Source organism: Agrococcus casei LMG 22410, assembly GCF_900163565.1.
Classification (GTDB): domain Bacteria; phylum Actinomycetota; class Actinomycetes; order Actinomycetales; family Microbacteriaceae; genus Agrococcus; species Agrococcus casei.
In genome coordinates this window covers 1-26,565 of the sequence record NZ_FUHU01000004.1, presented here as the reverse complement: position 1 = coordinate 26,565, position 26,565 = coordinate 1, and the positions used below count along the sequence as shown (strand labels likewise).

Sequence of the window (26,565 nt, the reverse complement as noted above, 5' to 3'; positions counted from 1 at the left end):
GAAGGCCAGGATGACTGCCCTAGACGTTCGCTACGGACGCACTCCGCGTGACAAGCGCCGAGGTCTGCTGTTCGGCATCATTGCCGCCGCTCTCGTCGCCGCGACCTTCTTCCTGTGGGTCCTGTGGTCTGGCGCGGGCAGCAGCGCATCGCTCATCGAGTCGCGCACGGTCGCCCGCGAGACCCTCAACGAGAACCAGATGCGAATCACGATCGAAGTCTCGGTGCACGACCAGGTCGCGGTCGACTGCGCCGTGCAGGCGACGAACGAGATGAAGTCCGTCGTCGGCTGGAAGGTCATCCACGTGCCCACCGACGAGGCCCGCACGCAGGTCGCCTCGACCGTCGTCAACACCAGCGAGCTTCCTGACAACGGAATGGTGTATCGATGCTGGATACCGTAAGCTAGTCGCTACTGACCGGCCCAGAGGGGTCGGTTCTTCTATTACAGGAGCGACTATGACTGACACCACCGAAACGTGGCTGAGCCAGGAGGCATACGACCGACTCGCTGCCGAGCTCGAGCAGCTCACCACTGAAGGTCGTGCAGAGATCGCCGGGCGCATCGAAGAGGCGCGCGAAGAGGGCGACCTCAAAGAGAACGGCGGCTACCACGCAGCCAAAGACGATCAGGCCCAGATCGAGGCCCGCATCTCGCAGCTCACGCAGCTGCTGCGCAAGGCCAAGGTCGGCGAAGCGCCCCAGGCTTCTGGCAAGGTCGAGGCCGGCACCGTCGTGCGCGCCACGATCGCCGGCGACAAGTCGACGTTCCTGATCGGCAACCGCGAGATCATGGAGCCGGGCGACGACCTCGACGTCTACAGCGAATCGAGCCCCCTCGGAACCGCCATCATGAACCTCAAGATCGGCGACAAGACCGAGTACCAGGCGCCCAACGGCGCCACGATCGCCGTCGAGATCCTCGACGTCGAGACCTACCGGGGCTAGATTCCCAGGGGCTAGCGTCCCGCAAGCTTGATCTGCGGCTTGTAGCCCGCACGGCGCAGAGCCTCCAGCACCTGCTGCGAGTGCTCTGCGCCTCTTGTCGTCACCGACAGGTCAAGCGTGACGTCGAGGATGCCCGTCCACTCGTCGTGTTGCGTGTGCAGCACTTCGACAACGTTGGCGCCCTCGTCAGAGACGATCTGCGAGATGATCGCCAGCTGGCCGGGCCGGTCGGGCAGAGCCAGGCGCATGGTGAGGTACCGCTGCGAGGCCGTGAGTCCGCGGCTGATGACGCGCTCGAGGAACATCAGGTCGATGTTGCCGCCCGAGAGCATCACCACGGTGTTGCCTGTGCCCCGGATCTGGCCCGAGAGGATGCCCGCCACTCCCGCGGCTCCTGCTGGCTCGACGACCTGCTTCGCACGCTCGAGCAGCACGATGAGGGCCCGCGCAATGTCGTCGTCGCTCACGCTGACGATCTCGTCGACGCTCTCTCGCACGATCTCGAAGGTCAGGTCGCCAGGGCGCGACACCGCAATGCCGTCTGCGATGGTCGGCTTGGTCTCGATCGTGACGGGCTCGCCCTGGTCGAGCGAGGGTGCGAACGCGGATGCGCCGCTCGCCTGCACGCCGATCACGCGAATGGTGCGTCCCAGCTGTTTGGCGCGCTCCTTGACCGCAATCGCGACACCGGAGATGAGCCCGCCCCCGCCGATCGGCACGACGACCGTGTCGACATCCGGCTGCTGCTCGAGGATCTCGAGGCCCACGGTGCCCTGTCCCGCGATGATGTGCGGGTGGTCGTACGGAGGAACAAAGGTGGCTCCGGTCTCCTCGACGAAGTCGACGGCCGCTGCCAGCGTCTCCTGGAAGACCGATCCGCGCAGGCGGATGTCTGCCCCGTAGTCGCGCGTCGCCTGCAGCTTCGGCAGTGCGGCGCCGCGGGGCATGAAGATGGTCGACTTCACGCCGAGCGCCGTAGCCGCGTAGGCGACGCCCTGGGCGTGGTTGCCGGCGGATGCGGCGACGACGCCCTTCGCGCGCGCTTCGTCAGACAGCTGGGCAAGCAGGTTGTGTGCGCCGCGCAGCTTGTAGGCGCCCGTGCGCTGCAGGTTCTCGCACTTGAGGTGCACGGTGTCGCCGAGCTTGCCAGACAGGAATCTCGACAGCTCCATCGGCGTGGTCTGCACGACGCCCGAGATCCGCTCACGGGCGGCGATGATGTCTTCAAGCGTGGGCTTGTTCATGGCGTTCACTCTGGTTTCTGCTCCTGCTCGGACTGCTTCTGCGACGGGATGACAGGCAGTCCGTCTGCCGGAACACGCCTCCAGTTGCCGTTGGCCAGCGACTTGATGAACACGTTGACGAACGCGACGACCGGCACGGCAAGCACGGCTCCGGCGAGCCCGGAGACGATCGAGCCGCCCGAGACCGCGAACACGACCGCAAGCGGGTGGATCTTGACGGCCGATCCCATGATGATCGGCTGCAGCACGTGCGACTCGATCTGCTGCACGAGGATCACGATGCCGAGCATCACGACAGCGGGCCAGAACCCGACGGTGACGAGCACGATCACGGTTGCGAGGGCTCCGGTCAGCACGGCACCGATCACGGGGATGAACGAGCCGAGGAACACCAGGATGGCGACGGGGATGATCAGCGGGATCTCGCCGACGACGAACGACAGGATCCACATGCCCAGCCCGATGCCCACGGCGTCGATGGCTGCGACAAGCGCCTGCACGCGCACGAAGTTGCCGACCGTCGCCCATCCGAGCCTGGCCGATTTGTCGGTCGCGACGCGGGCTCGCAGCGGCAGGATGCCCACCAGCCAGCGCCAGATGCCCTTGCCGTCGTAGAGCACGAAGATCGACGCGAACAGCGCCAGCAGCACTCCGGTCAGGAACCCGCCGACGCTGGTGCCGAACGACAGCGCGCTCGAGAAGATCGTGCCGATGTCAGACTGCAGCGCCTCGGCTGCGTCGCCGAGGTACCGGTTGATGTCTTCGTCGGTGACATGCAGAGGCGATTCGAGCAGCCACTGCTTGAGGTCTTCCCAGGAGGCGACCGCCTTCTCCTGCAGGGTGGAGTACCCGGCGCGAATCTGCGAGACCGCGACCCACATGAGCGATGTGACGACAGCGATGAGCCCGAGCAGCATGATCGCGACAGCGAGCACACGAGGCACCTTGAGCCGCTGGAGTCCGTCGACCGCGGGCGACAGCAGCGCTGCGATGAGCACCGACACCATGAGCGGGATGACCAGAAAGCTGAAGGTCGCGACGATCCAGCAGAAGAGCGCCAGCACGCCGGCGACCACGATGATGCGCCACGACCAGGCCCCGGCGACACGCATGCCGAGCGAGACATACGCGTCGGCGTCTCTGGGCTCGGCCCCCTCGGCTCCCTCGAGCCGGTTGCGGAAGAATCGCATTACCCCATGGTATGCCCGCTGCGCGGCTGGACTGAGCATATTGCCCTCTGTTGCGATGGCTTACCCTGGGCAGATGGCGCATGCTCCTCAGCTGACACTCAACGCCGCCCGTGCGATCGCCCTCGACGCGCAGGGAGTCGCGACTCGCGCATCCGGCACTATCCGAGGGCTGAAGAGCACGCTCGACCGCATTGGGCTGCTGCAGATCGACAGCGTCAACGTCTATGCGCGAAGCCATCACAACGTCGCCGCCACGCGCGCCGCCGGCATCGCACCCGCAGACGTCGACCGGCACACGCACCACGACTCGCGCATCCGCTCACTCGGTCCGGTCACCGAGGCGTGGGCGCACGAGGCCGCGCTGATCCGCACCGACGACCTGCCGCTGTTCGCGTTTCGACAGCAGTCGTTTCGCAAGCGGTTTGCCCAGCACTTCGAGAGCAACGGCGACCTGCATCGCGAGCTGCTCGCGCAGATCCGCGATCGCGGCCCCCTGGCCATCACCGAGATCGAGCATGAGGACAATGTGCGCATGCCCGGCGGCTGGTGGCACAAGAACGCCGTGCACGGCGCAGTCGGCGCGCTCTTTCGCGGGGGCGACCTCGTCGTGACCGGCCGCAAGCGGTTCGAGCGGGTGCTCGATGTGCGTGACCGCCACGACATCGGCGACCCCGTCGACTACGACACCGCGCACGACGAGCTGCTGCGCCGCGCATCCGTGCACCTCGGCATCGCCACGCTCGACGATCTGCGCGACTACTACCGCTTCGGCTACCTCGCCGATGCGAAGCGTGCGCTCGGCGTGCTGCTCGAGTGCGGCGACGTCACCGAGGTCTCTGTCGAGGGCTGGGATCGCCCCGCGTACCTCGCACGCGACCAGGCGCGGTCCCGCAGGCGTGACGTCGATGCGATCCTGTCGCCCTTCGACCCGCTGGTGTGGCACAGGCCGCGGGCGCTGCGCCTCTGGGACTTTCACTACCGCATCTCGATCTACACGCCCGCGCCGCAGCGCGAGCACGGCTACTACGTCATGCCGGTGATGATCGGCGGCGAGCTGGTCGGCAGGGTCGACCTCAAGCGCGATGCGAAGGCGGATGCGCTGCTCGTGCAGCACGCACACGTCGAGCCGTCGCACGCCGGCAGGGCTGCTGAGCTTGCCCCGCGCATGCTGCGGCTGCTGCGCCAGAACGCGGACTGGCACGGGCTGAGCGACGTGCGGCTGGTCGGCCCAGGAACTTGGACGGATACGCTGCGGGCCGCTACAGCCGCGTGATGAGTGCGGTCGCGGTCGCCGCGACGCCTTCGCCCCGGCCGGTGAAGCCGAGTGCGTCTGACGTGGTGGCGGCGATGCTGACAGGAGCACCGACCGCCTCGCTCATGGCCTGCTGCGCCTCGTCGCGGCGGGGCCCAAGCTTGGGCCGATTGCCGATCAGCTGCACCGAGACGTTGACGGGCTTCCAGCCGGCGGCGTGCAGCCGCTCGATGGCGCCTTCGATGAACACTGTGCCCGAGGCTCCTGCGAAGCGCGGGTCGTCAGTGCCGAACATGCCGCCGATGTCGCCGAGGCCGGCGGCGCCGAGCAGCGCGTCGACGATCGCGTGCGCGACAGCGTCGCCGTCGCTGTGCCCTGAGAGCCCCGGCTGATCCGGCCAGAGCAGGCCCGCGAGCCACAACGGGCTGGCTGCGTCGAAGGCATGCACGTCCGTGCCCGTTCCGACGCGGATGCGCGGCAGTGCAGGATCCTCGGCGTACATGGCCATTCCCCTCAGCAGGTCGTCCTGCGTCGTGATCTTGAACGCGCGAGGATGCCCCTCGACGGTGACGACCGCGAGTCCTGCGCGCTGCACGATGCCGGCGTCGTCGGTGTGCATGCCCGTGAGCTCTCGGTTGGCCGCCTCGATGACCGCCCGCGGAAATCCCTGCGGAGTCTGCACCGCTCGCACTTCGGATCGGTCGACCGTCGCCGCGATCTGCTCGCCATCGACCTGCTTGAGGGTGTCGACGACGGGCACCACCGGAACAGCGCCGCCTTCGCCGTCTGTGAGACGCCCGACGCGCTCGATGACGCGCTCGAAAACTTCGACCGGTGTGAACGGCCTCGCGGCGTCGTGCACCAGCACGGTGTCGGCTGCGTCGGCCAGCACCGCCAGCCCGGCAAGCACACTGTCTTGCCGCTCGGCACCGCCGATGACTGCGCGGCCGCGGCCCGCGAGACCGGCTGCTTCGAGCATCCGCTCTGCCTGCTGCAGGCGATCTGCTGGCACGACGACAATTGCCTGCTCGAGAGCAGGCAATTGTGCAATGGGCTCGAGCGCGCGCTCGAGCATCGATCGGGCGCCGACCGGCACGAATGCCTTCGGCGCGTCAGCCTTCAGCCGCGTGCCGCTGCCAGCGGCAACGACGATGACAGCAACACCCATGGGTGCGCGCTTGGCGAGGGCCCTACTGGGCCAGCGCCTCGTCGAGGATCTCGTTGGCCTTGTCTTCGTCGACCTTCTTGGCAAGCGCCAGCTCGGAGACGAGAATCTGGCGGGCCTTCGCGAGCATGCGCTTCTCGCCTGCCGACAGGCCGCGGTCCTGGTCGCGACGCCACAGGTCGCGGACGACCTCGCTCACCTTGATGACATCGCCGGAGGCGAGCTTCTCGAGGTTCGACTTGTAGCGGCGGCTCCAGTTGGTGGGCTCTTCAGTGAAGGCAGCCTGCAGGACTTCGTAGACCTGGTCGAGGCCTTCCTGGCCGATGACGTCACGGACGCCGACAAGCTCTACGTTCTCAGCAGGAACTTCGATCGTGAGATCGCCCTGCGTCACATTGAGCTTGAGGTATTTCTTGAGCTCTCCCTTGACCTTTCGATCTTTCACCTCGGTGATGGTTGCTGCGCCGTGGTGGGGGTAGACAACGGTCTCGCCGACCTCAAAGTTCATTGCAGAGGCTCCTTATAGACATGTGTAAACAATTGCCAGTTTACCACAGTCGGCGTGTCGCGATTTTGGTGCTGTCGGCAACGACCGATCCCCGACCGCGTCTGGCACTAGTATGGATGAGTCCCCTGCCATCGCACTGAAATCGAGGGAAGGCCCACCGTGAAGGGAATGCCCACCGTGAAGCTCCGACTCACTCTCGCCGCACTCGCCGCAACGGGCCTCGCGCTCGGCATGACCGGCTGCAACATGCTCACGCCGCAGGCGACCACAGAAGAGTACAACCCCTCAGACGGCCGCAACGGCGACACCGGCGAGGTCGCTGTGCGCAACGTGCTGCTGGTCGTCGACCCGAGCGACACATCGCGTGCGAGCCTCAGCGGCACCTTCGTCAACAACGCAGACAGCGCCCAGTCCATCGACATCACGGTCGACGGCACGCAGCTGCAGCTGCAGCTCGAGCCGGGCATGTCGATCTTCGGCTCGGCAGACAACCAGCTGATCGTGCAGCTCGCCGACGCAGTCGCCGGCCAGACGATCAATTCGACCTTCACGGCCGGCGAGGGCGAGGCGCTCTCGCTGCCGCTCCAGGTGATCTCGACCGACGTCGTCGGCTACGAAGACCTCGGCCCGACGCCTGAGCCCACGACCGACGACACCGAGACCGAGTAGCCTCCGCTACTCCTCGAAGCGGTAGCCGACGCCGCGCACTGTCAGCAGCTGCGCGGGCATCGACGGGTCGTTCTCGATCTTCGAGCGCAGGCGCTTGATGTGCACGTCGAGCGTCTTCGTGTCACCGAAGTAGTCGACGCCCCAAACCCGGTCGATCAGCTGACCGCGTGTGAGCACGCGGCCGCTGTTGCGCATGAGGTACTCGAGCAGCTCGAACTCCTTGAGCGGCATCGCGACTTCCTCGCCCGCAACCTCCACGGTGTGACGGTCGGCGTCGAGACGCACGCGACCGCACTCCACCACCGCATCCGACTCGACTTCTTCAGGGCCGCGGCGACGCAGGACCGCACGGATGCGCGCCACGAGCTCGCGAGTCGAGTACGGCTTGGTGACGTAGTCGTCGGCGCCGAGCTCGAGGCCGACGATCTTGTCGACCTCGGTGTCTTTCGCGGTGACCATGATGACGGGCACGGTCGACGTGGCCCTGATCTCGCGGCACACCTCGGTGCCGCTGCGCCCCGGCAGCATGAGGTCGAGCAGCACGAGGTCTGGATTCTCAGAGTCGAAGAGCGTCAGCGCCGTGATGCCGTCTTCTGCTGTGACGACCTCGTAGCCTTCGCGCTCGAGCAGGAACGCCAGCGGCTCGGCAAGGGCCGCCTCGTCTTCGACAATCAGAATCTTCGTCATGGGTCTCCTTATGCCTGCGGCTTCACGTACGGAAGCCTCATGGTGAACGTCGAACCGTGGCCGGGCCTCGACCACAGCGAGACCGTGCCGCCGTGGCTCTTCACCACATGCTTCACGATAGAGAGGCCGAGCCCGGTTCCGCCAGTCTGGCGGCTCCTGGCCTGGTCGACACGATAGAACCGCTCGAACACGCGCTGCTGGTCAGCGGGGTCGATGCCGATGCCCTTGTCGGTAACTGCGATCTCGATCAGGTCGCCTTCGACCCGTGCTCCCACGCCGACATGCGTGTGCTCCTGCGAGTAGCTGACCGCGTTGGTCACGAGGTTGTTCAGCGCCATCGTCAGCATGTGCGGATCGCCGAGCACCTCGACGTCATCGACCACTCGCCCCGACAGGCGAATCGACTTGGCATCCGCTGCCACCCGGTTCGCGTCGATGGCGGCGTCGACGATGGCACCGATCTCGACGGTCTCGGGCCTTGCCAGCGGGTCTTCTGCCTGGATGCGCGTGAGATCGATGATCTCCTTGGTCATGGCGCCGAGGCGGTGCGACTCGTGCTGCAGGCGCCGCGTGAAGCTCCGCACCCGCTCGAGGTCGTCGCCGGCGGCCTCGACCGCGTCAGCCAGCAGAGAGATTGCGCCGACCGGCGTCTTCAGCTCGTGCGAGACGTTCGCAATGAAGTCGCGGCGCACGCTGTTCAGCCGCTCCTCTTCGGTGCGGTCGTCGATCAGCAGCAGCAGGTAGCGCACGCCCAGCGGCGCCGCGCGCACGTGCAGCAGCATCTGCGTCGCGTCTGCGAATCGGCCGCGGCTGACCTCGAGGATGCGCGTGAGCGGCTCGCCTGCTTCTCGGGCCTCTTCGGCGATGGTGATGAGGCTCTTGTGCGAGAGCTCCTCCCCCGCCACGAGCCCCAGGCGCAGCGCGCCGGAGGATGCCTCGAGCACGCGGTTCGACCTGTCGAGGATGATGCCGCCGGAATCGAGGGCCATGACGACGTCGACGACTCCCTCGGGAATCCGTTCGACATTCATGGCCAGCACCGAGCGGCTGCTCTTCACGGCGTTGTAGATCACAATGCAGAAGACCGCCGTCACTGCGACTCCGAAACCGAAGGCAATGAGGACGAGGGCGGCAGGATGATCCACGCATCCAGCGTAGTGGTGCGTGCGGCGCACGAGCCCCGAATGGTCTTCTCAGAGCAGTGCGGCTACCCTGGAAGGCCGGAGGGGCACACAGTCGTTACCCTCTCATCACCTGGTGTTCACCCGCGCTTGGAACACTGGGTCAATGTGCGATGATCGCACGCCCCCAGACTAAGGACGGACGAAGTAATGCGTGAAGTCTTCCAGCAAGAGCTTGCCGAGGTTCAGACCCGGCTCGTCTCCATCAGCGAAGCGGTCGAGACCGCAATCAAGCTCTCACACGAGGCGCTCCACAGCAGCGACGTGCAGCTTGCCGAGAAGGTCATCGCCAGCGACGTCAACATCGACGAGCAGGTCGACTCGCTCGACGAGTACAGCATCGACATCATGGCACGGCAGGGGCCGGTCGCTCGCGACCTCCGCATCGTCGTGTCGTCGCTGCGCATCTCGGCCTCGCTCGAGCGCATGGGCGACCTCGCTCGCCACATCGCGACCTTGTCGCGCTACCGATTCCCCGAAGAGGTCGTGCCAGGCACGCTCGCCGAGACCTTCCGCGAGATGGGCCAGCTCGACATCCAGATCGCCGGCCTGCTGGTCGAGCTGCTGAAGACCGAGAGCGTCGACGTCGGCGACCGCATCCGCCAGCTCGACGACGAGGTCGACGCGCTGCACCAGCGCGTGTTCGACGTCGTGCTCTCAGACGACTGGAACGAGCCCTCGACCGTGACGGTCGACATGGTGCTCGGCAGCCGCTACCACGAGCGTTTCGCCGACCACGCCGTCAGCATCGCGAAGAAGATGAACTACCTCGCGACCGGCGAATGGACCGAGGCAGAAGACGACGCCGAGTAAGGCAATGCAAGAGAGGGGGCCGCTTCTGCGGCCCCCTCTCTTCATGTGTTCTGGCTTCTACTGCTCTTCTTTGCTGCCCTGGCTGGCAACGGCTGCGGCGCCGGCTGCGGCTGCCTCTGGGTCGAGGTACTCGCCCTTGCCGATGGCCTCGAGCTGGTCGTTGAGCTTGTACACCAGCGGGATGCCCGTGGGGATGTTGAGCGACGAGATCTCGTCGTCGCCGATGCCCTCGAGGTGCTTGACCAGTGCGCGCAGCGAGTTGCCGTGCGCAGTGACGAGCACCGTCTTGCCTGCGTTGAGGTCGTCTGCGATGGGGCCGTTCCAGTACGGCATGAGGCGGTCGATGACGTTCTTCAGAGCCTCGGTCTTGGGCATCTCGGCGTCGATGCCTGCGTAGCGGGGGTCGCCCGCCTGCGAGTACTCGTTCTCGTCAGAGATCACGGGCGGCGGCACGTCGAACGAGCGACGCCACTCCATGAACTGCTCCTCGCCGTACTGCTCCTGCGTCTCGGCCTTGTTCTTGCCCTGCAGGTCGCCGTAGTGGCGCTCGTTGAGGCGCCAGTCGCGGTGCACCGGAATCCAGGCGCGGTCGGCGGCGTCGAGCGCGATGTTGGCGGTCTGGATCGCGCGAGTGAGCAGCGATGTGTGCAGCACGTCGGGCAGGAGCCCCTTCTCGCGAAGCAGCGCACCTCCCCGCTCGGCTTCGAGAGCGCCGAGGTTCGTGAGGCGGACGTCGACCCAACCGGTGAAGAGGTTGAGCGCATTCCACTCGGACTGGCCATGGCGTAGCAGGATGAGCGTGCGTTCAGTCATGACCTCAGCCTACCTGCGCACGAGCCGCTTTCGCCGATGCGATGATGAGAGCATGGTGAGACCTGTCGGCAGAATCACGCGCGGAACCACCGGCGTCAACAGGCTCCGGCGCGCAGACCGCTGGATCTGCTCGCTGCCTGCCGCCCGCCTCGCAGACGCGCTCGTCGTCGATCTCGGATTCGGCGCATCCGCCACGACGACGCTCGAACTCTTCAGCCGCCTGAACGAGGTGAACCCGACCGCCTCTGTTCTGGGCCTCGAGATCAACCCCGAGCGCGTCGAGCTGGCCCGGGCAGAGTTTCTGGCGGCACTCGAGGCGGATGCGCGGGTGCTGGGTCGCGACGTCGGCGCGGCAACCGCAGACGGGCTGCGAGAGCGCGTGCGGTTCGAGGTCGGCGGCTTCGAGCTTGCGACGCCGCGAAAGCCGGCGGTCGTCAGGGCGATGAACGTGCTGCGCCAGTACGACGAGGGCGAGGTCGCCGATGTCTGGCGTCAGCTCTGCGGGCGACTGGCTCCAGGGGGCATGCTCGTCGAAGGCACGTCGAACGAGATCGGCCGTGTCGCCAGCTGGATCACGCTGTCTGCGGCGGGGCCCGAGACCTTCACGATCGCGCTCAAGGTCGACGAGCTCGGCACCGACCCGATGCCCGCGCCTTCGGTCGTGGCCGAGCGGCTGCCGAAGGCGCTGATCCACCGCAATGTGCCCGGCGAGCGCATTCATGCCGCACTGGCCGACCTCGACGCCGCCTGGGAGGCGTCTGCAGGCTATGCGTCGTTCGGTGCGGCGCAGCGCTGGGCGCAGACCGTTGCCGGCATGCGCTCGGGCGGCTGGCCGGTGCTGCACTGGCGCGAGCGCACGCGACTGGGCGAGCTGACGCTGCCGTGGAGCGCGGTCAGCCCGAAGCAGTGACTAGGGGCGATTCGGCGGACGCTTGACCGCGCCGAGCCGCGGCAGGCGCGGCGGCCGGTTGGCGTGGCCCGCCTCAGGCGGCACCAGCACCTCTTGCGCAGCCGAGATCTCGTGCGTCGCGTCGTCGCCCGCGAGCACCGTCAGCTGGGCGTCGGGTGCGACCGATCGCTTGAGCAGCGCGAGCGCGATGGGGCCGAGCTCGTGGTGATAGGCGGCCGATGTCACGTGACCGGCGGCCTTGTCGCCGACCCGAACCTCTGCGCCAGAGACCGGCATGACCGAGTCAGAGCCGTCGAGGTGCAGCAGCGTCAGCCGACGCGGGGGCGCACCGAGATTGTGCACCTTCGCAACGGTCTCCTGACCGCGGTAGCAGCCCTTCGTGAGGTGCACGGCGGTCGTCAGCCAGTCGAGCTCGTGCGGGATCGCACGGTCGTCGGCGTCGGCCGCAGACGGACGCCCCGCCGCGATGCGCGCCGCATCGTACGCGACCGAGCCGGCCACGGCATCCGTCGGCAGTTCAGCGCCAGCGGGAACGATGACCTCGCGCCACGACCACGCTGTGTCGGGCAGGTACGAGCCGTAGCGCACGCCTCCGGGCGCGGCTTCGGGCCAGCCATCGCGCCAGGCGGGGCCATCGGGCGCCTCAAGCGCACCGGAGACCCCGACGACGACGAGGTCGTCGCGCTCGAAGATCTCGACCTGGCGCATGAAGCGCATGCGCAGCAGAAACTCGGCCAGGCTCGCGCGGGCACCGGGATCGACGATGATCCAGAGCGATTCGCCGTCGTCAACGAGCTTCATCGCGTGCTCGATCTTGCCGTTCGGGCTGAGCACGAGGTCTTCTGTGCTGTCTCCGGGCTTCAGATTCAGCTGCTGGGTCGTGATCGAGTCGAGCCAGGTGAGGCGATCGGGGCCCGTCAGCTGCAGCACTTCGCGCGCCACGGGCACGAGTGCACCCCGGTCGAAGGTGCGCTGCTCGCGGATCGGCTGGCCGTAGTGCAGCACGCCGCTGCGCTCATCGGCGACGGCGCCCGGCAGCGAGTCAAGCGTCGTCATCGGATGCGCTTTCTGCAACGCGCGCAAGTCTTGCGGAGGCGTGCGAGGTGAGGGGTGTGCCGAGGGCGACGATGTCCCACGCCCAGAGCAGGTGCCCCTCGACGAGGCCGAGCATGCGCGTGGAGGCGCTGTGCTCTTTGGCGTTCGGCGATCGCATCACGGCGTCGGTCGCGAGGTCGATGCGAGCGCCGGCGGCGGTGCCGAGGTAGAGCTCGCTCACGCCGTTCGGGTGCACGATCGAGGCTTCGATGTCGAACCCGCCGTCTTCGCGGCGCAGCGGCTCGAGGTCGGCGGCAGAGCCGATGGGCGTGCCGTCTGCCGGCAGCATGCCGGGGCCGAGGTCACGCGGGTCTTGCGCGCGCGACAGGCGCCAGAACCCTGATTCGGCGGCAATCGGCGACTCGTCGTCGAGGCGCCACGCGGCAGCCGTGTAACTGAGGAAGCCCAGGCCGTTGTGCGAGAACGACATGCGCTGGCCGAACTCGATCTCGACCGGGTCTGCGCTGGCGCTCGCGTCGCTGGAGGGAAGCGGGTACGAGATGACGCCCGTGCCCTCCCACTCGCCGACAAGCCAGGCCAGCGGCGCGAGTTCGCTGGGCAGCGAGGCGTCGATTGTCAGCACGGCTTAGCGCTGCCCCCGGAAGAGTCCGCGGAGCACCACGACCGCGCTGCCGAGGATGGCGAGCGAGGCAAGGCCCAGCAGGCCGAGGAAGAAGATTTCAAAGGCGATGACGGGGATCTGATCCATGACACCAGTCTAGCAACTGAGCGTCAGCCGCCGATCTGCACCTGCGGCACGGTCAGGAACACCGCAGCCGTCGGAATCGCGAGCACCACGAACGACCCTCCAATGGCCCATCCGAGCCGGGCGACGTGACCGGGGGTCGTGGGCACGGCCAGCTGCAGCATGAACGCCAGCAGCGTCGCGAGGCCGAACGCGATGGGCAGCCAGATGCCGGCCGTCGCCGCCGTGAACACGAGGATGACAACGACCTGGGCGATCGTGAACAGCCACACCGGCACGACGGTCTGCCAGAGCACGCGGCGCGGACCGCTGGCGCCCGCCACGTCGAACGGGCGGTCACCGCTCTCGGGCTTCGGCAACGATTCACTCACGGCTCCATTGTGTCAGCCCTGCGGCCGATCTGCTCGTCGCGGCTAGGCTGAGACGCATGAATGAACAGGCTCCGCACCAGGCAGACCTGCAGCGTCTGCTCGATCTGAATGCCGCCGTCGCAGACCATGACGGCGCCCCTCCGTTCAACGACCAGGCACTGATCGAAGCTCGCCGAGGCGAGCGCACGATGCTCACGACCGAACGCGGCGTCGCACTCGTCGCACCCGCTGGCGAAGCAGAGCTCGCGGTCTGGCCGAACGCGCGCGGCGCAGGCGGCGGGCACAAGCTCGCGAAGCTCGTGGCGCAGCACTTCGAGACGCTGGGCGTCACGGCATGGAGCGTGTGGGCGCATGGCGATCACCCGGCTGCGCGAGCCATCGCCGAGCGCATGTCGATGACCAAGACCCGCGAGCTGCTGCAGCTGCGCGCGCCGGTTCCGGCAGACGCCGAGGTGCCCGAAGAGGTGCGTCCGTTCACCGACGGCGATGCAGAGGCATGGGTCGACGCCAACTCGCGAGCCTTCGCCGGCCACCCCGAGCAGGGTCGGCTCACGCTCGGCGACCTCGCCGACAGGCGCCGCGAGTCTTGGCACAGCGACGACAACCTGCTGCTCCACACGACGGGTGGCGAGATCGACGCGTTCACCTGGCTCAAGCCCCAGCCCGACTACGTCGAGCTGTATGCGGTGGGCGTGGTTCCCGAGGCGCAGGGACGCGGTCTCGGATCGCTCATGATGCGCGCGACATTCGGGCGGATGCGCGAGCTGGGTGCCGAGCTCGCCCACCTGTACGTAGAGGGCGACAACACGCCTGCGCTCGAGCTCTACCGCCGCGGCGGGTTCGAGCGCTGGGCGATCGACGTGCAGTACAGCGTCTGAGCTGAGCCCTGGGCGAGCTGATTCGCAACCTTTCGTTCATGCACCGGTGGCATCATTGACTGCATGACCGACGAACACGGCCCAACCGCTGGCGACGCTGACTTCGCGACGCAGATCGACGACGATCAGAGCGAGCCCGAGTACCACGCCGCCGAAACTGCCGACGGCATGCCGATCGACAGGTTCATCGACCGCGAGCTCAGCTGGCTCGACTTCAACCTGCGCGTGCTCGAGCTCGCAGAGGACGAGCAGGTTCCGCTGCTCGAGCGGGTGAACTTCCTGGCGATCTTCGCGTCGAACCTCGACGAGTTCTTCATGGTTCGCGTCGCCGGCCTCAAGCGCCGCATCGTCACGGGGCTCGCTGTTCCGACGAACGCCGGCGTCGCGCCGCAGGAGCAGTACAGCCGCCTCGTCGCCCGCGCACGCGAGCTGCAGCAGCGTCATGCGCGCTGCTACACCGAGTGGATCGGCCCGGCCCTGCAGAACGAGAACATCTTCCTCGTCGGCTGGAACGAGCTGAGCGACGCCGAGCGCACTGAGCTGACGCAGCGCTTCTATGACGAGATCTTCCCGGTGCTGATGCCGCTTGCAGTCGATCCCGCGCATCCGTTCCCGTACATCTCCGGCCTGTCTCTGAACATCGCCGTGCGCATCCGCAGTCCCCGCTCCGAGACCGAGGAGTTCGCGAGGCTCAAGGTTCCGGCGGTGCTCTCGCGCTTCGTGCCGATCGACGCCAGCGGCTCGACCACGAGGTTCCTGCCCCTCGAAGACCTCATCGCGCACAACCTCGACGAGCTGTTTCCGGGCATGGAAGTCATCGGCCATCACATCTTCAGGGTCACGCGCAACGAAGACTTCATCATCGACGAGGACGAGACCGAGAACCTCATCCAGCAGCTCGAGAAAGAGCTGTCGAGGCGCAAGTTCGGGCCGCCGATCAGGCTCGAGATCGAACACGATGTCGAAGAGGTCGTGCTCGATCTGCTCGTGCGCGAGCTCGGCATCAGCAACGACGAGGTGTATCCCCTCGAAGGCGAGCTCGATCTGACGGGCATGTTCCAGATCTCGAACCTCGACCGGCCCGACCTGCTCTACACGAAGCGCGTGCCGGTCACCGCGGCGCCGCTGCTGCCCAAGGACAACGACGACGGCGACGACATCTTCTCTGCGATCACTCGCAAGGATGTGCTCGTGCACCACCCGTACGAGTCGTTCGCCACGAGTGTGCAGGCGATGCTCGAGCAGGCCGCTGACGACCCGAACGTGCTCGCCATCAAGCAGACGCTCTACCGCACGAGCGGCGACTCCCCCATCGTCGCGTCGCTGATCCGCGCAGCGGCCCAGGGCAAGCAGGTGCTCGCGCTCGTCGAGATCAAGGCGCGCTTCGACGAGACCAACAACATCAACTGGGCGCGAAAGCTCGAGCGTGCCGGCGTGCACGTGGTCTACGGACTCGTCGGCCTCAAGACCCATTGCAAGCTGCTCATGGTCGTGCGACGCGAGCACGGCAAGCTCAAGAACTACTGCCACATCGGCACCGGCAACTACAACCCCAAGACCAGCCGCGTCTACGAGGACTTCGGGCTCTTCACCGACAACGACGACGTCGGCCGCGACATGACGCGCCTGTTCAACGAGCTCTCGGGCTTCGCGATCCAGCGCCACTTCAACCGCCTGCTCGTCGCTCCCCGCTATCTGCGCAAGGGACTCGTCGACCGCATCCAGCGCGAGATCGACAACGCCGAGGCAGGCCAGCCCGCCCGCGTGCGCATGAAGGTCAACTCGATCGTCGACGAGAAGATCATCGACGCGCTGTACCGTGCCTCGCGCGCCGGCGTGCAGGTCGAGGTGTGGGTGCGCGGCATCTCGTCGATCAAGGCGGGCGTGCCCGGCATGAGCGAGAACATCAAGGTGCGCTCTGTGCTGGGTCGCTACCTCGAGCACTCCCGTGTCTTCGCCTTCCTCAATGGCGGCAACGAGGAGATCTTCATCGGCTCGGCCGACATGATGCACCGCAACCTCGACCGCCGCGTCGAGGCGCTGATTCAGCTCACCTCAACGCAGCACATGAGCGACATCACCAGCCTCTTCGACCGTGCCATGAGCGACAGCACTGCGTCATGGCACGCCCAGCCTGACGGCAGCTGGCTCCGACGCGCCTACACTGAGCAGGGCGAGCCGCTGAATGACCTGCAGCGCGATCGCATGATCGAGATCCAGAGAAGAACGAAGGGCCGCAATCGATGAGCAGCAGCCGCGAAGCCGCAGTGCTCGCAGCTGGCGCGGTCATCTGGCGCACTTCCCCCGCCGGGGTCGAAGTGCTGCTGGTAGAGCGCACCAAGCACCGTGACCTGACGGTACCCAAGGGCAAACTCGACCCGGGCGAGACGCTGCCCGAGTGCGCCGTGCGCGAGATGAACGAGGAGACGGGCCTGGCCGTGCGCCTGGGTGCGCCGCTACGCACGATCCAGTACGCGCTTCCTGACGGCCGACGCAAGGTCGTGCGCTACTGGCACGCGGAGGCCAGCGCGGCTGCGATCGCCGCGAGCGACTTCTCGCCGAACGGCGAAGTCAAGGCAGTGCACTGGCTCACGGTCGACGAGGCGAAGGTGAGCTGCACCTACCAAGAGGATGTGCGGCTGCTCGAGTCGTTCGAAGCGATGATCAAGGCGGGCGAGCAGCACACCGTCGCGCTTGTCGCGCTGCGTCACGGCAAGGCCGCCGACCCCTACCGCTGGGAGGGCCCCGACTCGACCCGCGAGCTCACCGACCGCGGCAAGACGCAGGCGAAGCAGATCGCCGGAGGCCTCGCAGCCTTCGGCGTGACTCGTGTGCAGGCATCGACTGCGAAGCGCTGCCTGCAGACGGTGGCGCCGCTGGCCAAGCGCCTCGGCGCAGAGGTGCACTCGTCGAAGCACCTGTCACAGGACTCCTTCACGGGCGACGACGACGGCATCGGCCGCAAGGTCGCCAAAGCGCTCGAGAAGCAGCGCTCGACGGTGTTCTGCTCGCATGCGCCTGTGATTCCGGCGATCGTCGCGTCAATCGCAGAGCAGACGGATGCGCAGATCGACCAGGAGCTGCGTTTTTCGGCACACCTCAGCACGGCAGAGTTCTCTGTCTTCCACGTGACTGTGGGCGCGCATCCGCGACTCGTCGCTTTCGAGACCCACGCTCCCCCCGAACACTGAAGTTGCGAAAAACGCACCGGTTTGACAGTCAAACTGGTGCGTTTTTCGCAACAAACGGGGGTGTGGGAATCAGCCGAAGCGACCCGAGACGTAGTCTTCCGTCGACTTCTCGTTGGGGTTCGAGAACATCTTGGTGGTCTCGTCGTACTCGATGAGCTTGCCGGGCTTGCCGGTGCCTGCGATGTTGAAGAACGCCGTGCTGTCGCTCACACGCGATGCCTGCTGCATGTTGTGCGTCACGATCACGATCGTGTACTCCTGCTTGAGCTCGCCGATGAGGTCTTCGATGGCGAGCGTCGAGATGGGGTCGAGGGCCGAGCAGGGCTCGTCCATCAGCAGCACCTCGGGACTCACTGCGATCGCGCGTGCGATGCAGAGACGCTGCTGCTGGCCGCCTGAGAGGCCGGATCCGGGTAGCTCGAGTCGGTCTTTGACCTCGTTCCAGAGGTTCGCACCGCGCAGGCTCTTCTCGACCAGCGCCTCTGCGTCGCTCTTCGCGATGCGGCGGTTGTTGAGCTTGACGCCTGCGAGCACGTTGTCGCGGATCGACATCGTGGGGAACGGGTTGGGGCGCTGGAACACCATGCCGACCTGACGGCGAACGAGCACCGGGTCGACGCCGTCGCCGTAGAGGTTGTCGCCGTCGAGCAGCACCTGCCCCTTGACGTGCGCACCGGGGATGACCTCGTGCATGCGGTTGAGGGTGCGGATGAATGTCGACTTGCCACAGCCCGAAGGACCGATCAGCGCGGTGACGCTGCGCGGCTCGATGTTCATGGTGACGCCTTCGACGGCGAGGAAGTCGCCGTAGTAGACGTTGAGGTCCTTGGCTTCGATTCGCTTTGACACTGGTGTCTTTCCTTCGTTATCGGCCGGCCTTGGGAGCGAAGATCTTCGCAACCAGTCGGGCAATGAGGTTGAGCACGACGACGATCAGGATCAACGTCAGTGCGCCGGTCCAGGCTCGTTCGTGGGCGGCTGAGACATTCATTCCAGGTGCAATGTACTGGTTGTAGACGTACACCGGAAGGGTCATCATTCGCTCGGAGAAGAGGTTGTAGTTCATCGACGCGGTGAAGCCGGCGATGATGAGCAGCGGGGCCGTCTCGCCAATGACACGGGCGATTGCCAGCGTGACACCGGTTGCGATGCCTGCCAGTGCCGTCGGCAGCACGACCTTGACGATCGTGAGCCACTTCGGCACGCCGAGTGCGTATGAGGCCTCGCGAAGCTCGTTGGGCACAAGCTTCAGCATCTCTTCTGTCGAGCGCACGACGGTCGGGATCATGAGCACGCTGAGTGCGACCGAGCCGCCGATGCCCGAACGGTACCCGGGGTCACTGAAGAGCAGCGAGAACAAGGCGAACGCAAACAGGCCCGTGACGATCGACGGGATTCCGGTCATGATGTCGACCAGCGTCGTGATGCCCTTCGCGACCCAGCCGCGGCCGTACTCGACCAGGTAGATCGCGGTGAAGATGCCGACCGGAACCGAGATCACGGTGGCACCGAGCGTGACGAGCAGGGTTCCGACGAGCGCGTGGATTGCTCCGCCGCCCTCGCCGACCACGTTGCGCATCGACTCCGTGAAGTACTGCACGTCGAATCGCGCCGCGCCTTCGGAGACGACGGTCCACATGAGCGACAGCAGCGGGATGAACGCGAGCAGGAAGGCGCCGGTCACCAGCCCCGTCATGAAGCGGTCCATCGCCTTGCGGCCGCCCTCGACGATGCGAGAGACGACCGGGAGGATGATGAGGAACAGGATGTAGCCGACGATTGCGACGCCAGCCCAGCTGAAGTCAGTCGACGAGGCGACGGCCACGAGCATGAACAGGCCGGCGGCGAGCGCGAACGATGCAGCGAGCGTCACCCACGGGGCCCACTTCGAGAGCTGACCCGCAGTCAGGGTGTTGCGCTTGCTGCCGGTCGCAGCGGTTGCGGTAGTCATTACTTCGCGCCTCCCGTACGGGGGTTGCGGCCGAGCAGCCAGCGGGCCAGACCGTTCACAAGGATGGTGATGATGAACAGCACGAGGCCGGTGGCGATCAGCGCGGAGACCTCATTGCCGTGTGCCTCGGGGAACGAGAGCGCGATGTTCGAGGCGATCGTCGACGGGTTCGTGCCTGACGTCAGGATGAACGAGACCACCAGCGATGGCGAGAGCACCATGGCGATGGCCATGGTCTCGCCGAGCGCGCGACCGAGGCCGAGGATCGACGCCGAGACGATGCCCGATGCGCCGAACGGCAGCACGGCCATCTTGATCATCTCCCAGCGCGTGGCGCCGAGGGCGAGCGACGCCTCTTCGTGCAGTCGCGGGGTCTGCAGGAAGACCTCGCGCGAGAGTGCGGTGATGATCGGCAGGACCATCACTGCGAGCACGATCGAGGCGGTGAGGATGGTGCGGCCGGTTCCGGATGCGGTGCCGGCGAAGAGCGGGATGAATCCGAGGTTGTCGCTCAGCCAGGCGTAGGCGGGCTTCATGAAGCCTGCGAGCACGTTTGCGCCCCAGAGGCCGAAGACCACTGAGGGAACCGCAGCCAGGAGGTCGATGACGAATCCGATCGTCGACGCCAGCTTGCGGGGTGCGAAGTGTGTGATGAAGAGTGCGATGCCGATGGCGACGGGCACGGCCATGATCATGGCGAGGAACGATGCCCAGACGGTGCCGAAGGCGAGAGGGCCGACGTACTCGAGGAAGTTGCTGGTGCCCTTGACGTCGAAGTCGGGGCCGAAGGCCGGAATGGACTGCACGACGAGGAAGATCGCGACCAGCCCCAGCATGACGAGGATGCTGATGCCGGCGAAAGTTGAGATGCCCTGGAAGATGATGTCGGCCGGGCGGCCCTTAGCCCGGAGCTTCGGACTTGCAGCAGCTGGTGCGCTAGACATGGCGTCCTTCGTGGTTCGAGTGGTGTGGGCTATGTGACTCTGGCCGGGACGCGGAGCGCGCCCCGGCCAGAGATCTCACAATGTTCTACTCGACCATACCGGCGATCGACTCCGTGATCTGGTCACGGATCGAAGCCGAGATGGGTGCCGAGCCAGCCTCGTCAGCTGCAGCCTGCTGTCCCTCTTCGCTGATGACGTGCGTCAGGTACGCGTGAACGAGTGCGCCCTTCTCTGCATCTTCGTACGACGAGCAAGCGACGGTGTACGAGACCAGGACGAGCGGGTAGACGCCCGACTCGGTCGTGGTGCGGTCGATCTCGAATGCGAGGTCGCCGTCCTGGCGGCCCTCTTCGATGGTTGCGGTCTCGACGACTGCAGCTGCAGCGTCAGCCGAGAACTCTACGTACTCTTCGCCGACCTTGAGCGCAACGGTGCCGAGCTCGCCAGCACGCGATGCGTCAGCGTAGCCGATGGTGCCCTGGTTGTTAGTCACTGCGTCGATGACGCCCGAGGTCTGCTGAGCGCCCTCGCCGCCCTCGTAGGGGAAGACCTTGTCGGGCTCTGCGTCCCAGGTGTCGGGAGCGACTGCGGACAGGTACTCGGCGAAGTTCTCGGTCGTGCCCGACTCGTCTGAGCGGTGCACAGCGGTGATCGCCTGGTCGGGCAGCTCGACGCCCTCGTTCTGCGAAGCGATTGCCTCGTCGTTCCAGTTGGTGATCTCACCCTTGAAGATGTTTGCGATCGTCTCAGCGTCCATGTTGAGCGAGTCGATGCCTTCGAGGTTGAAGACGACTGCGACCGGCGAGATGTAGACGGGGAGGTTGACGGGGTAGCCGTCTGCAGCGCAGACAGGGCTGGTCGCGTCGGCTTCGAGGACTGCGTCGGAGCCTGCGTAGTCAGCGCCGCCGCCGGTGATTGCCTCGACACCTGCGCCCGAGCCAGCCGGGTCGTAGTTGACGGTCACATCGGGGTTAGCGGTCTGGAATCCAGCGATCCAGACGGTCTGTGCGCCACCCATCGAGGATGCGCCGACGCCGTTCAGCGTGCCGGAGATCGACGAGGTCTCGCCGCCGGTGGTGTCTTCGGATTCGTCAGCGGGTGCCTCGTTCGAGGCGCAGGAGCTGAGCAGGAGTGCGCCAGCTGCAGCGAGTGCTGCAACACGGCCAAGCTTCGTGAACTTCACGGTGTTCCTTTCGGAAATTCGGTTATGGAGAAGGCTCTCCATCTGTCTGGCGCGACGAACGCACCGACGAACACGTTAAGCGTGCCGAGTAGACAGATTCCACACCCTAGGTGAACGGTAGGTGAACGCATATGGACAGTTGTCCTCAAACCCGCGAAAAGCCTCGAAGACGAGAGAAGCCTGGCCGCGGAACGCCTCTCGGCGGAAGGCCGCTCGCAGCGGCGAATATTGGAGCCCGGGGTTCGCGGCCAGGCACCGACAATTGTAAAGCAGACGCCGGTTTCACACCAACGCGTCGGCGCGCCACAGCACAGCGCAGCGCTCGAGATCGACCGCGATGGCTGCGAGTCTCGAGGCCTTGCGGGTCAGAGCGGATGCGCGCTCGTCGCTGAGCGCATCCGTCTCGTCTGCCGTCTCTACAGACCCTGCAGCCACGACTCTGCAGAATGCCGCCGCCCGCTCGAGCGCCATGGCGAAATCACCGGTGAACACGCCTCTGAGGATGGCGTTGCTGAGGTCGCGGATCTGCTCGGGGCCGGTCGGCGGAGCGGCGCCGGCGATGACGGGAGCAGAGGTCTGCAGCGACTCCGCACCGAGGGCGAAGAGCCTCGCGGTCTCGTCGGCGCGCTGCACGACCATCGTGTGCACGAGGTGCACCCGCCAGAGGGCACCGGGCAGCGTGTGCGCCCGCGCCTGCGACCACAGCTCAGCGACCGAGTCGATGCCGTCCTCGCGGGCGAGCGCCTGAAGGCGAAGGAGCACCTGCTCTGTCTCGGCGCTCGACTCGCTCTCGCGCACCCGCGTCAGCAGCGCATCCGCCGTGTCGTGTGCGAGCTGTGTGCGGAGCGCCGGGTCAACGTCGCCGACGAACTGGTCGAACCACTCCGAGGCATAGCGAGCAGGCCTTGCGTGCTCTGCCATCTTGCCCCCTCAGAAACCCGGTCGCCGCGACGCTCTGCCGCGGCTCGCACCCGAGGGTACGCGCATTCGCAGCGGGCCGCACACGGGTAGAATGGCCACAGCACGCCGAGGTCGCAGTTCGCACTCGCTCCCACTCGACAGACGTTCGACAGACAGGACTCCACAGCCCGTGTCTTGGTTCACCAGCTTTCTTCGCGGAGGCGCGGTCGGCACGACCGAAGCGCTTCCCGGCATCAGCGGCGGCACCGTCGCCCTCATCGTTCGCCTCTACGACGACCTGATCCAGGGGGCCGGGCACGTCTTCGGCGGCATCCGCCTGACCGTGGCAGACGGCATTCGAGGTCGCGGAACAGCCCGCGCGCAGACCCGCTTCGCCAAAGTGAACTGGCCCGTGATGGTGCCTGCGCTGATCGGCATGGCGGTGTTTCTCGGCATCGCGATCGTGCTGATCGAGCCGATCGTGACCAGCCACACCCAGATCGTCTACGCGATCTTCTTCGGGCTCGTGCTGGGCAGTCTGCCGGTGCCGTACCAGGAGTCGAAGAGCCGATGGCGGATGCGCGACTACGGTCTCGCAGTCGTCGCTGCGGCGGCCGCGTTCTTCGTGATGGGGCTCCCGCAGACACAGTTCGAGCCGCACCTCTGGGTGGTGTTCTTCGGTGCAGCCGTGGCGATCTGTGCCCTGGTGATTCCGGGACTCTCAGGCTCGTTCATCCTGCTCACGTTGGGTCTCTACGAGCCGACGCTCTCAGCCGTGAAGTCGCTCGACTTCGTCTACATCGCGTCGTTCATGGCCGGCGCCGCCGTGGGGCTCGCGTCGTTCGTGAAGATGCTGCAGCATCTGCTGACGAACCACCGCCACGTGACGCTCGTGGTGCTGACCGGGCTCATGGCTGGGTCGCTTCGTGCGCTCTGGCCTTGGGGTCCGGCCGCGACCGAGAACGGCGGAGCAGACTCGCCTCTGTGGGTCATCGTCGCGATGATCGCGGGCTTCGTTGCAGTAACGGCGCTGCTGCTCTGGGAACGGCGCCAGGTCGGCGCGCGTCCGCTGCAGGACTGACGTTCTCGAACACCCGCTCGATTCGGTACGCTAGACCAGTTGGGGCCTTTAGCTCAGTCGGTAGAGCAGTGGACTTTTAATCCATTGGTCGCGGGTTCGAGCCCCGCAGGGCCCACCAGAAGGTCGTTGTTCAAACCGGCGACATTACCGGTTTGAGACCTCGACTCAGCGGCCCGTCCCTCGTGGCGGGCCGCTATCGTCTGCACTCCCGGGTCGAAGAACGCGTTGAACGGTTCTCCCGGTTCACCGGTGACGGTGCCTTCTTCACTGAGGTAGAGCTTGTCGAAGAATGCCTGGTTGGCGATACGCCGCAGCGAGTCATCGATGCTCATGTACAGCTTGTGGCAGTCCTTGGCCAGTGCGAGACAGTCATCAAGGTGGGCACTTGCCAGTTCGTACTCCATGTCACCGGCTTCGATCTGTGCTTCGAGGAACGCGAGCCGTCTGCCGATGCGATCCTGCTCCGACTTGAGCAGATCGAGCGGCACCGCTCCTGCATAGTGGGCTTGCAAAAGTTTGGAACGCTCTGCCTGGAGATCGTCGCGTTCTAGCACGTGAGCGTTGCGTTCCTGCTTCACCGTGGCGTGGAGCTGTGAGAATTGCGCCGTGATGAGGTTACGCAGTGCCTGGATGGTGTGTTCAGGGATTTGGATGCGCCGGTAGTAGTCTTCGACCGCGGCTTCAACATCAGGCACATACATTGCTTTGCGTTCACAGTTGGTGCGTTTGGCGTGACGACCGGCACAGATGAAGTACGGGTAGATGACGCCACGGCGGCTCTTGGCGTTGGTGACCATGAGTCGGGAGCCGCACTCGCCACAGAACACGGTGCCTTTGAGGTAGTGATCGTGGGTTTGGGTTTTTTCACCGGATACTTGCTTCGCACCGAGCACTGATTGGACTCGGTACCAGACTTCGGGGCCGACGAGTGGTTCGTGGATGCCGTCATAGGTGGCACCACGAAACGACACGCTGCCCTTGTAGTACGGGTTGGAGAGCATTTTCTGCACCGTCGATAGCGCGGGTGGCCGTGCTGGTCGTTTCGGCGTGGGCGGTGTGGTGAGGCCCCGGTCGATGAGGGCTTCGCGGAGCATTGCAGTTGAGTAGTTGCCCGTCGCGTATGCCTCGAATGCCCACTTCACGATCTCCGCACGCGTGGGGTCAGGTTCAACGATGCGCAGCTCGCGGCCAAGTTCATCGCGCGTGGTCACGTTGAGATATCCAATGGGCGCTTTTCCGTTGGTGCCACCCGTCATCGCTTTTTGGCTCATGCCCTTAGAGACTTCGTTGGCGAGGTTGCGGGAGTAGAACTCGGCGATGGTGGACATAATGCCGTGGAGCAGCATCCCCGAGGGAGTCTCGTCAATGTTCTCTGTTGCCGAGACCAGCATGACCCCGGCGTCTTTGAGTGCGACATGGATCGCGACATCATCGGCTCGGTTACGTGCGAGGCGGTCAACCTTGTGCACGATGCAGTAGGCCACATGGTTGGTTTTGACGTACTCGATCATGCGCATGAGTTCAGGGCGGTCGGCCTTCCGGGCTGATTCACCGGCGTCGACGAACTCTTCGACCACGATCGCGCCGAGGTCGCGGGCTTTGCGCAGATTCGCTTCGCGTTGAGCGGGAATAGAGAAGCCTTCGTCACGACCTCCGCGTTCAGCTTGCTCTTTCGTTGAGACTCGTAGGTATGAGACTGCGATGGCGGTGGTTGCACCGAGGTGCGTGAAGTCGGTGGCGGCAGATTGCTGTGTGGTGCTCACGGGTTGTGTTTCCTCTCCCCATAGGTGGGGCCAACACGAGCAGCCTGTACCGCTCGTGCGGTGCGACTCTTAAAAGGAAACAAGACCTGGACGACTCTCTGCGGAGCCAGCCAGGTAAGCCACGATGGGCCAAACAGGACTGCGCACCGCGGCCAAGCCGAAGGCTTGACCGCTAGCTTCTTACGTCTCTAGATTCTATCTCACCGGGCTGACAGCCCCCAGGTGCACCGCCCGAACCCTCGTGACCGGTGCGGGGTTGCTCGGTGCGAGCGAGAGCCATTCCGATAAAGACTTGGGCAAGGCGTTGAAGGTCCGGGGTTTCCCGAAGCTCGGCATGCACTTCATAATCTCGCATTCGGGCAGGGAGGCGCGGATCGGGGGCACTCATGATACTTCCCCGGTTTCAGCGTCGAGGGTTCGGTAGAACTCATCCTCTTGTGCACGCCGAACGTTCACTTCAGCCAGCACAAAATCCGTGAACTCGTCATCGCGATCTTCGATGACAATGTCTTCGACTTGCGGTGCCGGTTCTTCACCAGGCCAGGTCGTCTGCCGTGTCGGGCGGTCTCGGTCGAGGCGTGTGCCGGAGGCTGCGACCCAGTCGCGGAGGCGTTGTCGAGCGTCCACGAAATCACGGTGCCATCCCAGTGGTGCAGATCCGTTTTGTTCTGGGTCGTAGGCACAGAGCCAGTGCAGGTGTAGTGCGGACAGTTCCCACACCAGTTCGGGGTGGTGGTGCCAGAACGGCGGGATCACGCTTGCCGGGAGCCCATAGGTTTTACGGAGCCAGTCAACCCATCGGTTGAGTTCAAGCCACTCGGCCTCCAGATCGTCAGCACTCAGGAGATTCCAGTTCACTGGGTGTGGGGGCTCTGAGGGAGCATCAAAACTGTCTTCCCCGAGAGCACCAACGTCGATCTCGTCAGGTTCAATGTTGTAGTCGCTCATGTTCGTCGCCTCAGATCCCCATACCGGGGGGTCTGCTGAAGGTTCGGTTGAGTCTATGACCGCATGATTTCTGACTGGGGTCGTGCTGGAAGGATGGCAATCGTGCCGAAGATCTATTCCGATGAGTTCAAGCGGGATGCTGTTGCGATGGTCGCTGCTGGCTCTTCGCAGAGGA

At 65.6% G+C, this 26,565-nt stretch carries 28 protein-coding genes, 1 tRNA gene and 1 pseudogene; 12 read left to right on the top strand and 18 right to left on the bottom strand.

Annotated elements, in window-relative coordinates; all coding sequences use genetic code 11:
• The first annotated feature begins 10 nt into the window (after positions 1-10).
• Both CZ674_RS01020 and greA read left to right on the top strand, forming a co-directional pair.
• A complete protein-coding gene (locus tag CZ674_RS01020; protein ID WP_086990351.1) occupies positions 11-403 on the top strand; it encodes a DUF4307 domain-containing protein in 393 nt (130 codons plus the stop codon).
• Positions 404-458: 55 nt separating this feature from the next.
• A complete protein-coding gene (gene greA / locus CZ674_RS01015) occupies positions 459-947 on the top strand; it encodes a transcription elongation factor GreA (protein WP_086990348.1) in 489 nt (162 codons plus the stop codon).
• An 11-nt stretch (positions 948-958) separates the two neighbouring features.
• Here greA and ilvA read toward each other — a convergent pair whose 3' ends face one another.
• On the bottom strand, positions 959-2,191 hold the full coding sequence (ilvA, locus tag CZ674_RS01010; protein WP_086990504.1) for a threonine ammonia-lyase: 1,233 nt from the start codon (positions 2,189-2,191) through the stop codon (positions 959-961).
• Between the two features lie 5 nt (positions 2,192-2,196).
• Entirely contained in the window at positions 2,197-3,381 is a 1,185-nt protein-coding gene (locus CZ674_RS01005; RefSeq protein WP_086990345.1) for an AI-2E family transporter, read from the bottom strand.
• Between the two features lie 73 nt (positions 3,382-3,454).
• Between CZ674_RS01005 and CZ674_RS01000 the strand changes: the two genes are divergently transcribed.
• Positions 3,455-4,654: a winged helix-turn-helix domain-containing protein gene (locus tag CZ674_RS01000; RefSeq protein WP_159456853.1), complete on the top strand. Its 1,200-nt coding sequence runs from the start codon at positions 3,455-3,457 to the stop codon at positions 4,652-4,654.
• On the opposite strand, the gene ispD is transcribed toward CZ674_RS01000, so the two are convergent.
• Together ispD and CZ674_RS00990 are read right to left on the bottom strand one after the other, a co-directional pair.
• The gene (gene ispD, locus CZ674_RS00995) at positions 4,641-5,801 is read right to left on the bottom strand and encodes a 2-C-methyl-D-erythritol 4-phosphate cytidylyltransferase (protein WP_086990339.1); all 1,161 of its coding nucleotides are present in this window, start codon (positions 5,799-5,801) and stop codon (positions 4,641-4,643) included. The genes CZ674_RS01000 and ispD overlap by 14 nt on opposite strands.
• 22 nt (positions 5,802-5,823) lie before the next feature.
• Positions 5,824-6,306: a CarD family transcriptional regulator gene (locus CZ674_RS00990; protein WP_086990336.1), complete on the bottom strand. Its 483-nt coding sequence runs from the start codon at positions 6,304-6,306 to the stop codon at positions 5,824-5,826.
• A gap of 168 nt (positions 6,307-6,474) precedes the next feature.
• On the opposite strand from CZ674_RS00990, the gene CZ674_RS00985 reads away from it, so the two are divergent.
• Positions 6,475-6,975, top strand: a complete 501-nt coding sequence (locus tag CZ674_RS00985; protein ID WP_086990333.1) for a hypothetical protein — start codon at positions 6,475-6,477, stop codon at positions 6,973-6,975.
• A 6-nt stretch (positions 6,976-6,981) separates the two neighbouring features.
• On the opposite strand, the gene CZ674_RS00980 is transcribed toward CZ674_RS00985, so the two are convergent.
• Together CZ674_RS00980 and CZ674_RS00975 are read right to left on the bottom strand one after the other, a co-directional pair.
• Positions 6,982-7,662, bottom strand: a complete 681-nt coding sequence (locus CZ674_RS00980) for a response regulator transcription factor (protein WP_086990330.1) — start codon at positions 7,660-7,662, stop codon at positions 6,982-6,984.
• Between the two features lie 8 nt (positions 7,663-7,670).
• The gene (locus CZ674_RS00975; protein ID WP_086990327.1) at positions 7,671-8,807 is read right to left on the bottom strand and encodes a sensor histidine kinase; all 1,137 of its coding nucleotides are present in this window, start codon (positions 8,805-8,807) and stop codon (positions 7,671-7,673) included.
• Between the two features lie 186 nt (positions 8,808-8,993).
• Here CZ674_RS00975 and phoU point away from each other — a divergent pair, with 186 nt between their 5' ends.
• On the top strand, positions 8,994-9,656 hold the full coding sequence (phoU, locus tag CZ674_RS00970) for a phosphate signaling complex protein PhoU (protein WP_086990324.1): 663 nt from the start codon (positions 8,994-8,996) through the stop codon (positions 9,654-9,656).
• A gap of 57 nt (positions 9,657-9,713) precedes the next feature.
• Here phoU and CZ674_RS00965 read toward each other — a convergent pair whose 3' ends face one another.
• Positions 9,714-10,469 carry a phosphoglyceromutase gene (locus CZ674_RS00965; RefSeq protein WP_086990321.1) on the bottom strand — a complete coding sequence of 252 codons (756 nt, stop codon included), beginning with the start codon at positions 10,467-10,469 and terminating at the stop codon, positions 9,714-9,716.
• A 52-nt stretch (positions 10,470-10,521) separates the two neighbouring features.
• On the opposite strand from CZ674_RS00965, the gene CZ674_RS00960 reads away from it, so the two are divergent.
• Complete coding sequence (locus CZ674_RS00960; protein WP_086990502.1) at positions 10,522-11,379, top strand: class I SAM-dependent methyltransferase; 858 nt, start codon at positions 10,522-10,524, stop codon at positions 11,377-11,379.
• On the opposite strand, the gene ygfZ is transcribed toward CZ674_RS00960, so the two are convergent.
• From ygfZ to CZ674_RS00945, 4 genes are read right to left on the bottom strand one after another with little or no spacing between them, the layout of a single operon-like run.
• A complete protein-coding gene (gene ygfZ, locus CZ674_RS00955) occupies positions 11,380-12,435 on the bottom strand; it encodes a CAF17-like 4Fe-4S cluster assembly/insertion protein YgfZ (protein ID WP_086990318.1) in 1,056 nt (351 codons plus the stop codon).
• A complete protein-coding gene (locus CZ674_RS00950; protein ID WP_086990315.1) occupies positions 12,422-13,057 on the bottom strand; it encodes an FABP family protein in 636 nt (211 codons plus the stop codon). Before CZ674_RS00950 ends, ygfZ begins: the two co-directional genes overlap by 14 nt.
• A 3-nt stretch (positions 13,058-13,060) precedes the next feature.
• A complete protein-coding gene (locus CZ674_RS14490; protein WP_268802376.1) occupies positions 13,061-13,183 on the bottom strand; it encodes a hypothetical protein in 123 nt (40 codons plus the stop codon).
• A 23-nt stretch (positions 13,184-13,206) separates the two neighbouring features.
• The gene (locus CZ674_RS00945) at positions 13,207-13,551 is read right to left on the bottom strand and encodes a hypothetical protein (RefSeq protein ID WP_086990312.1); all 345 of its coding nucleotides are present in this window, start codon (positions 13,549-13,551) and stop codon (positions 13,207-13,209) included.
• Positions 13,552-13,607: 56 nt separating this feature from the next.
• Between CZ674_RS00945 and mshD the strand changes: the two genes are divergently transcribed.
• The 3 genes from mshD to CZ674_RS00930 all read left to right on the top strand — a co-directional run bounded on the left by mshD (position 13,608) and on the right by CZ674_RS00930 (position 17,620).
• Entirely contained in the window at positions 13,608-14,429 is an 822-nt protein-coding gene (gene mshD / locus CZ674_RS00940; protein ID WP_086990309.1) for a mycothiol synthase, read from the top strand.
• A gap of 63 nt (positions 14,430-14,492) precedes the next feature.
• On the top strand, positions 14,493-16,676 hold the full coding sequence (locus CZ674_RS00935; protein ID WP_086990306.1) for an RNA degradosome polyphosphate kinase: 2,184 nt from the start codon (positions 14,493-14,495) through the stop codon (positions 16,674-16,676).
• The gene (locus CZ674_RS00930) at positions 16,673-17,620 is read left to right on the top strand and encodes an NUDIX hydrolase (protein ID WP_086990302.1); all 948 of its coding nucleotides are present in this window, start codon (positions 16,673-16,675) and stop codon (positions 17,618-17,620) included. Before CZ674_RS00935 ends, CZ674_RS00930 begins: the two co-directional genes overlap by 4 nt.
• A gap of 69 nt (positions 17,621-17,689) precedes the next feature.
• Here CZ674_RS00930 and pstB read toward each other — a convergent pair whose 3' ends face one another.
• The 5 genes from pstB to CZ674_RS00905 all read right to left on the bottom strand — a co-directional run bounded on the left by pstB (position 17,690) and on the right by CZ674_RS00905 (position 22,619).
• Positions 17,690-18,469: a phosphate ABC transporter ATP-binding protein PstB gene (pstB, locus tag CZ674_RS00925; RefSeq protein WP_086990299.1), complete on the bottom strand. Its 780-nt coding sequence runs from the start codon at positions 18,467-18,469 to the stop codon at positions 17,690-17,692.
• Positions 18,470-18,485: 16 nt separating this feature from the next.
• Positions 18,486-19,571 (bottom strand): phosphate ABC transporter permease PstA, encoded by a 1,086-nt coding sequence (gene pstA / locus CZ674_RS00920; protein WP_086990296.1) that lies wholly within the window; start codon positions 19,569-19,571, stop codon positions 18,486-18,488.
• Entirely contained in the window at positions 19,571-20,515 is a 945-nt protein-coding gene (gene pstC, locus CZ674_RS00915; RefSeq protein ID WP_086990294.1) for a phosphate ABC transporter permease subunit PstC, read from the bottom strand. The genes pstA and pstC overlap by 1 nt, the downstream gene beginning before the upstream one ends.
• An 85-nt stretch (positions 20,516-20,600) precedes the next feature.
• Positions 20,601-21,698, bottom strand: a complete 1,098-nt coding sequence (locus CZ674_RS00910; RefSeq protein WP_086990290.1) for a phosphate ABC transporter substrate-binding protein PstS — start codon at positions 21,696-21,698, stop codon at positions 20,601-20,603.
• Between the two features lie 282 nt (positions 21,699-21,980).
• Positions 21,981-22,619 (bottom strand): hypothetical protein, encoded by a 639-nt coding sequence (locus CZ674_RS00905; RefSeq protein ID WP_086990287.1) that lies wholly within the window; start codon positions 22,617-22,619, stop codon positions 21,981-21,983.
• Positions 22,620-22,788: 169 nt separating this feature from the next.
• Between CZ674_RS00905 and CZ674_RS00900 the strand changes: the two genes are divergently transcribed.
• The 3 genes from CZ674_RS00900 (at position 22,789) to CZ674_RS14320 (ending at position 24,230) form a co-directional block, all read left to right on the top strand.
• Positions 22,789-23,679 (top strand): DUF368 domain-containing protein, encoded by an 891-nt coding sequence (locus CZ674_RS00900; RefSeq protein ID WP_200810021.1) that lies wholly within the window; start codon positions 22,789-22,791, stop codon positions 23,677-23,679.
• Between the two features lie 42 nt (positions 23,680-23,721).
• Positions 23,722-23,797, top strand: a tRNA-Lys gene (locus CZ674_RS00895).
• 34 nt (positions 23,798-23,831) lie between these two features.
• Positions 23,832-24,230, top strand: coding sequence for a hypothetical protein (locus tag CZ674_RS14320; RefSeq protein WP_234988361.1), 399 nt, complete (start codon positions 23,832-23,834; stop codon positions 24,228-24,230).
• Positions 24,231-24,395: 165 nt separating this feature from the next.
• Here CZ674_RS14320 and CZ674_RS14315 read toward each other — a convergent pair.
• Both CZ674_RS14315 and CZ674_RS00885 read right to left on the bottom strand, forming a co-directional pair.
• Positions 24,396-25,442 (bottom strand): annotated as a pseudogene (locus tag CZ674_RS14315) (recombinase family protein); the annotation flags it as partial.
• 384 nt (positions 25,443-25,826) lie between these two features.
• Positions 25,827-26,390 (bottom strand): hypothetical protein, encoded by a 564-nt coding sequence (locus tag CZ674_RS00885; RefSeq protein WP_086990281.1) that lies wholly within the window; start codon positions 26,388-26,390, stop codon positions 25,827-25,829.
• Between the last annotated feature and the right edge of the window lie 175 nt (positions 26,391-26,565).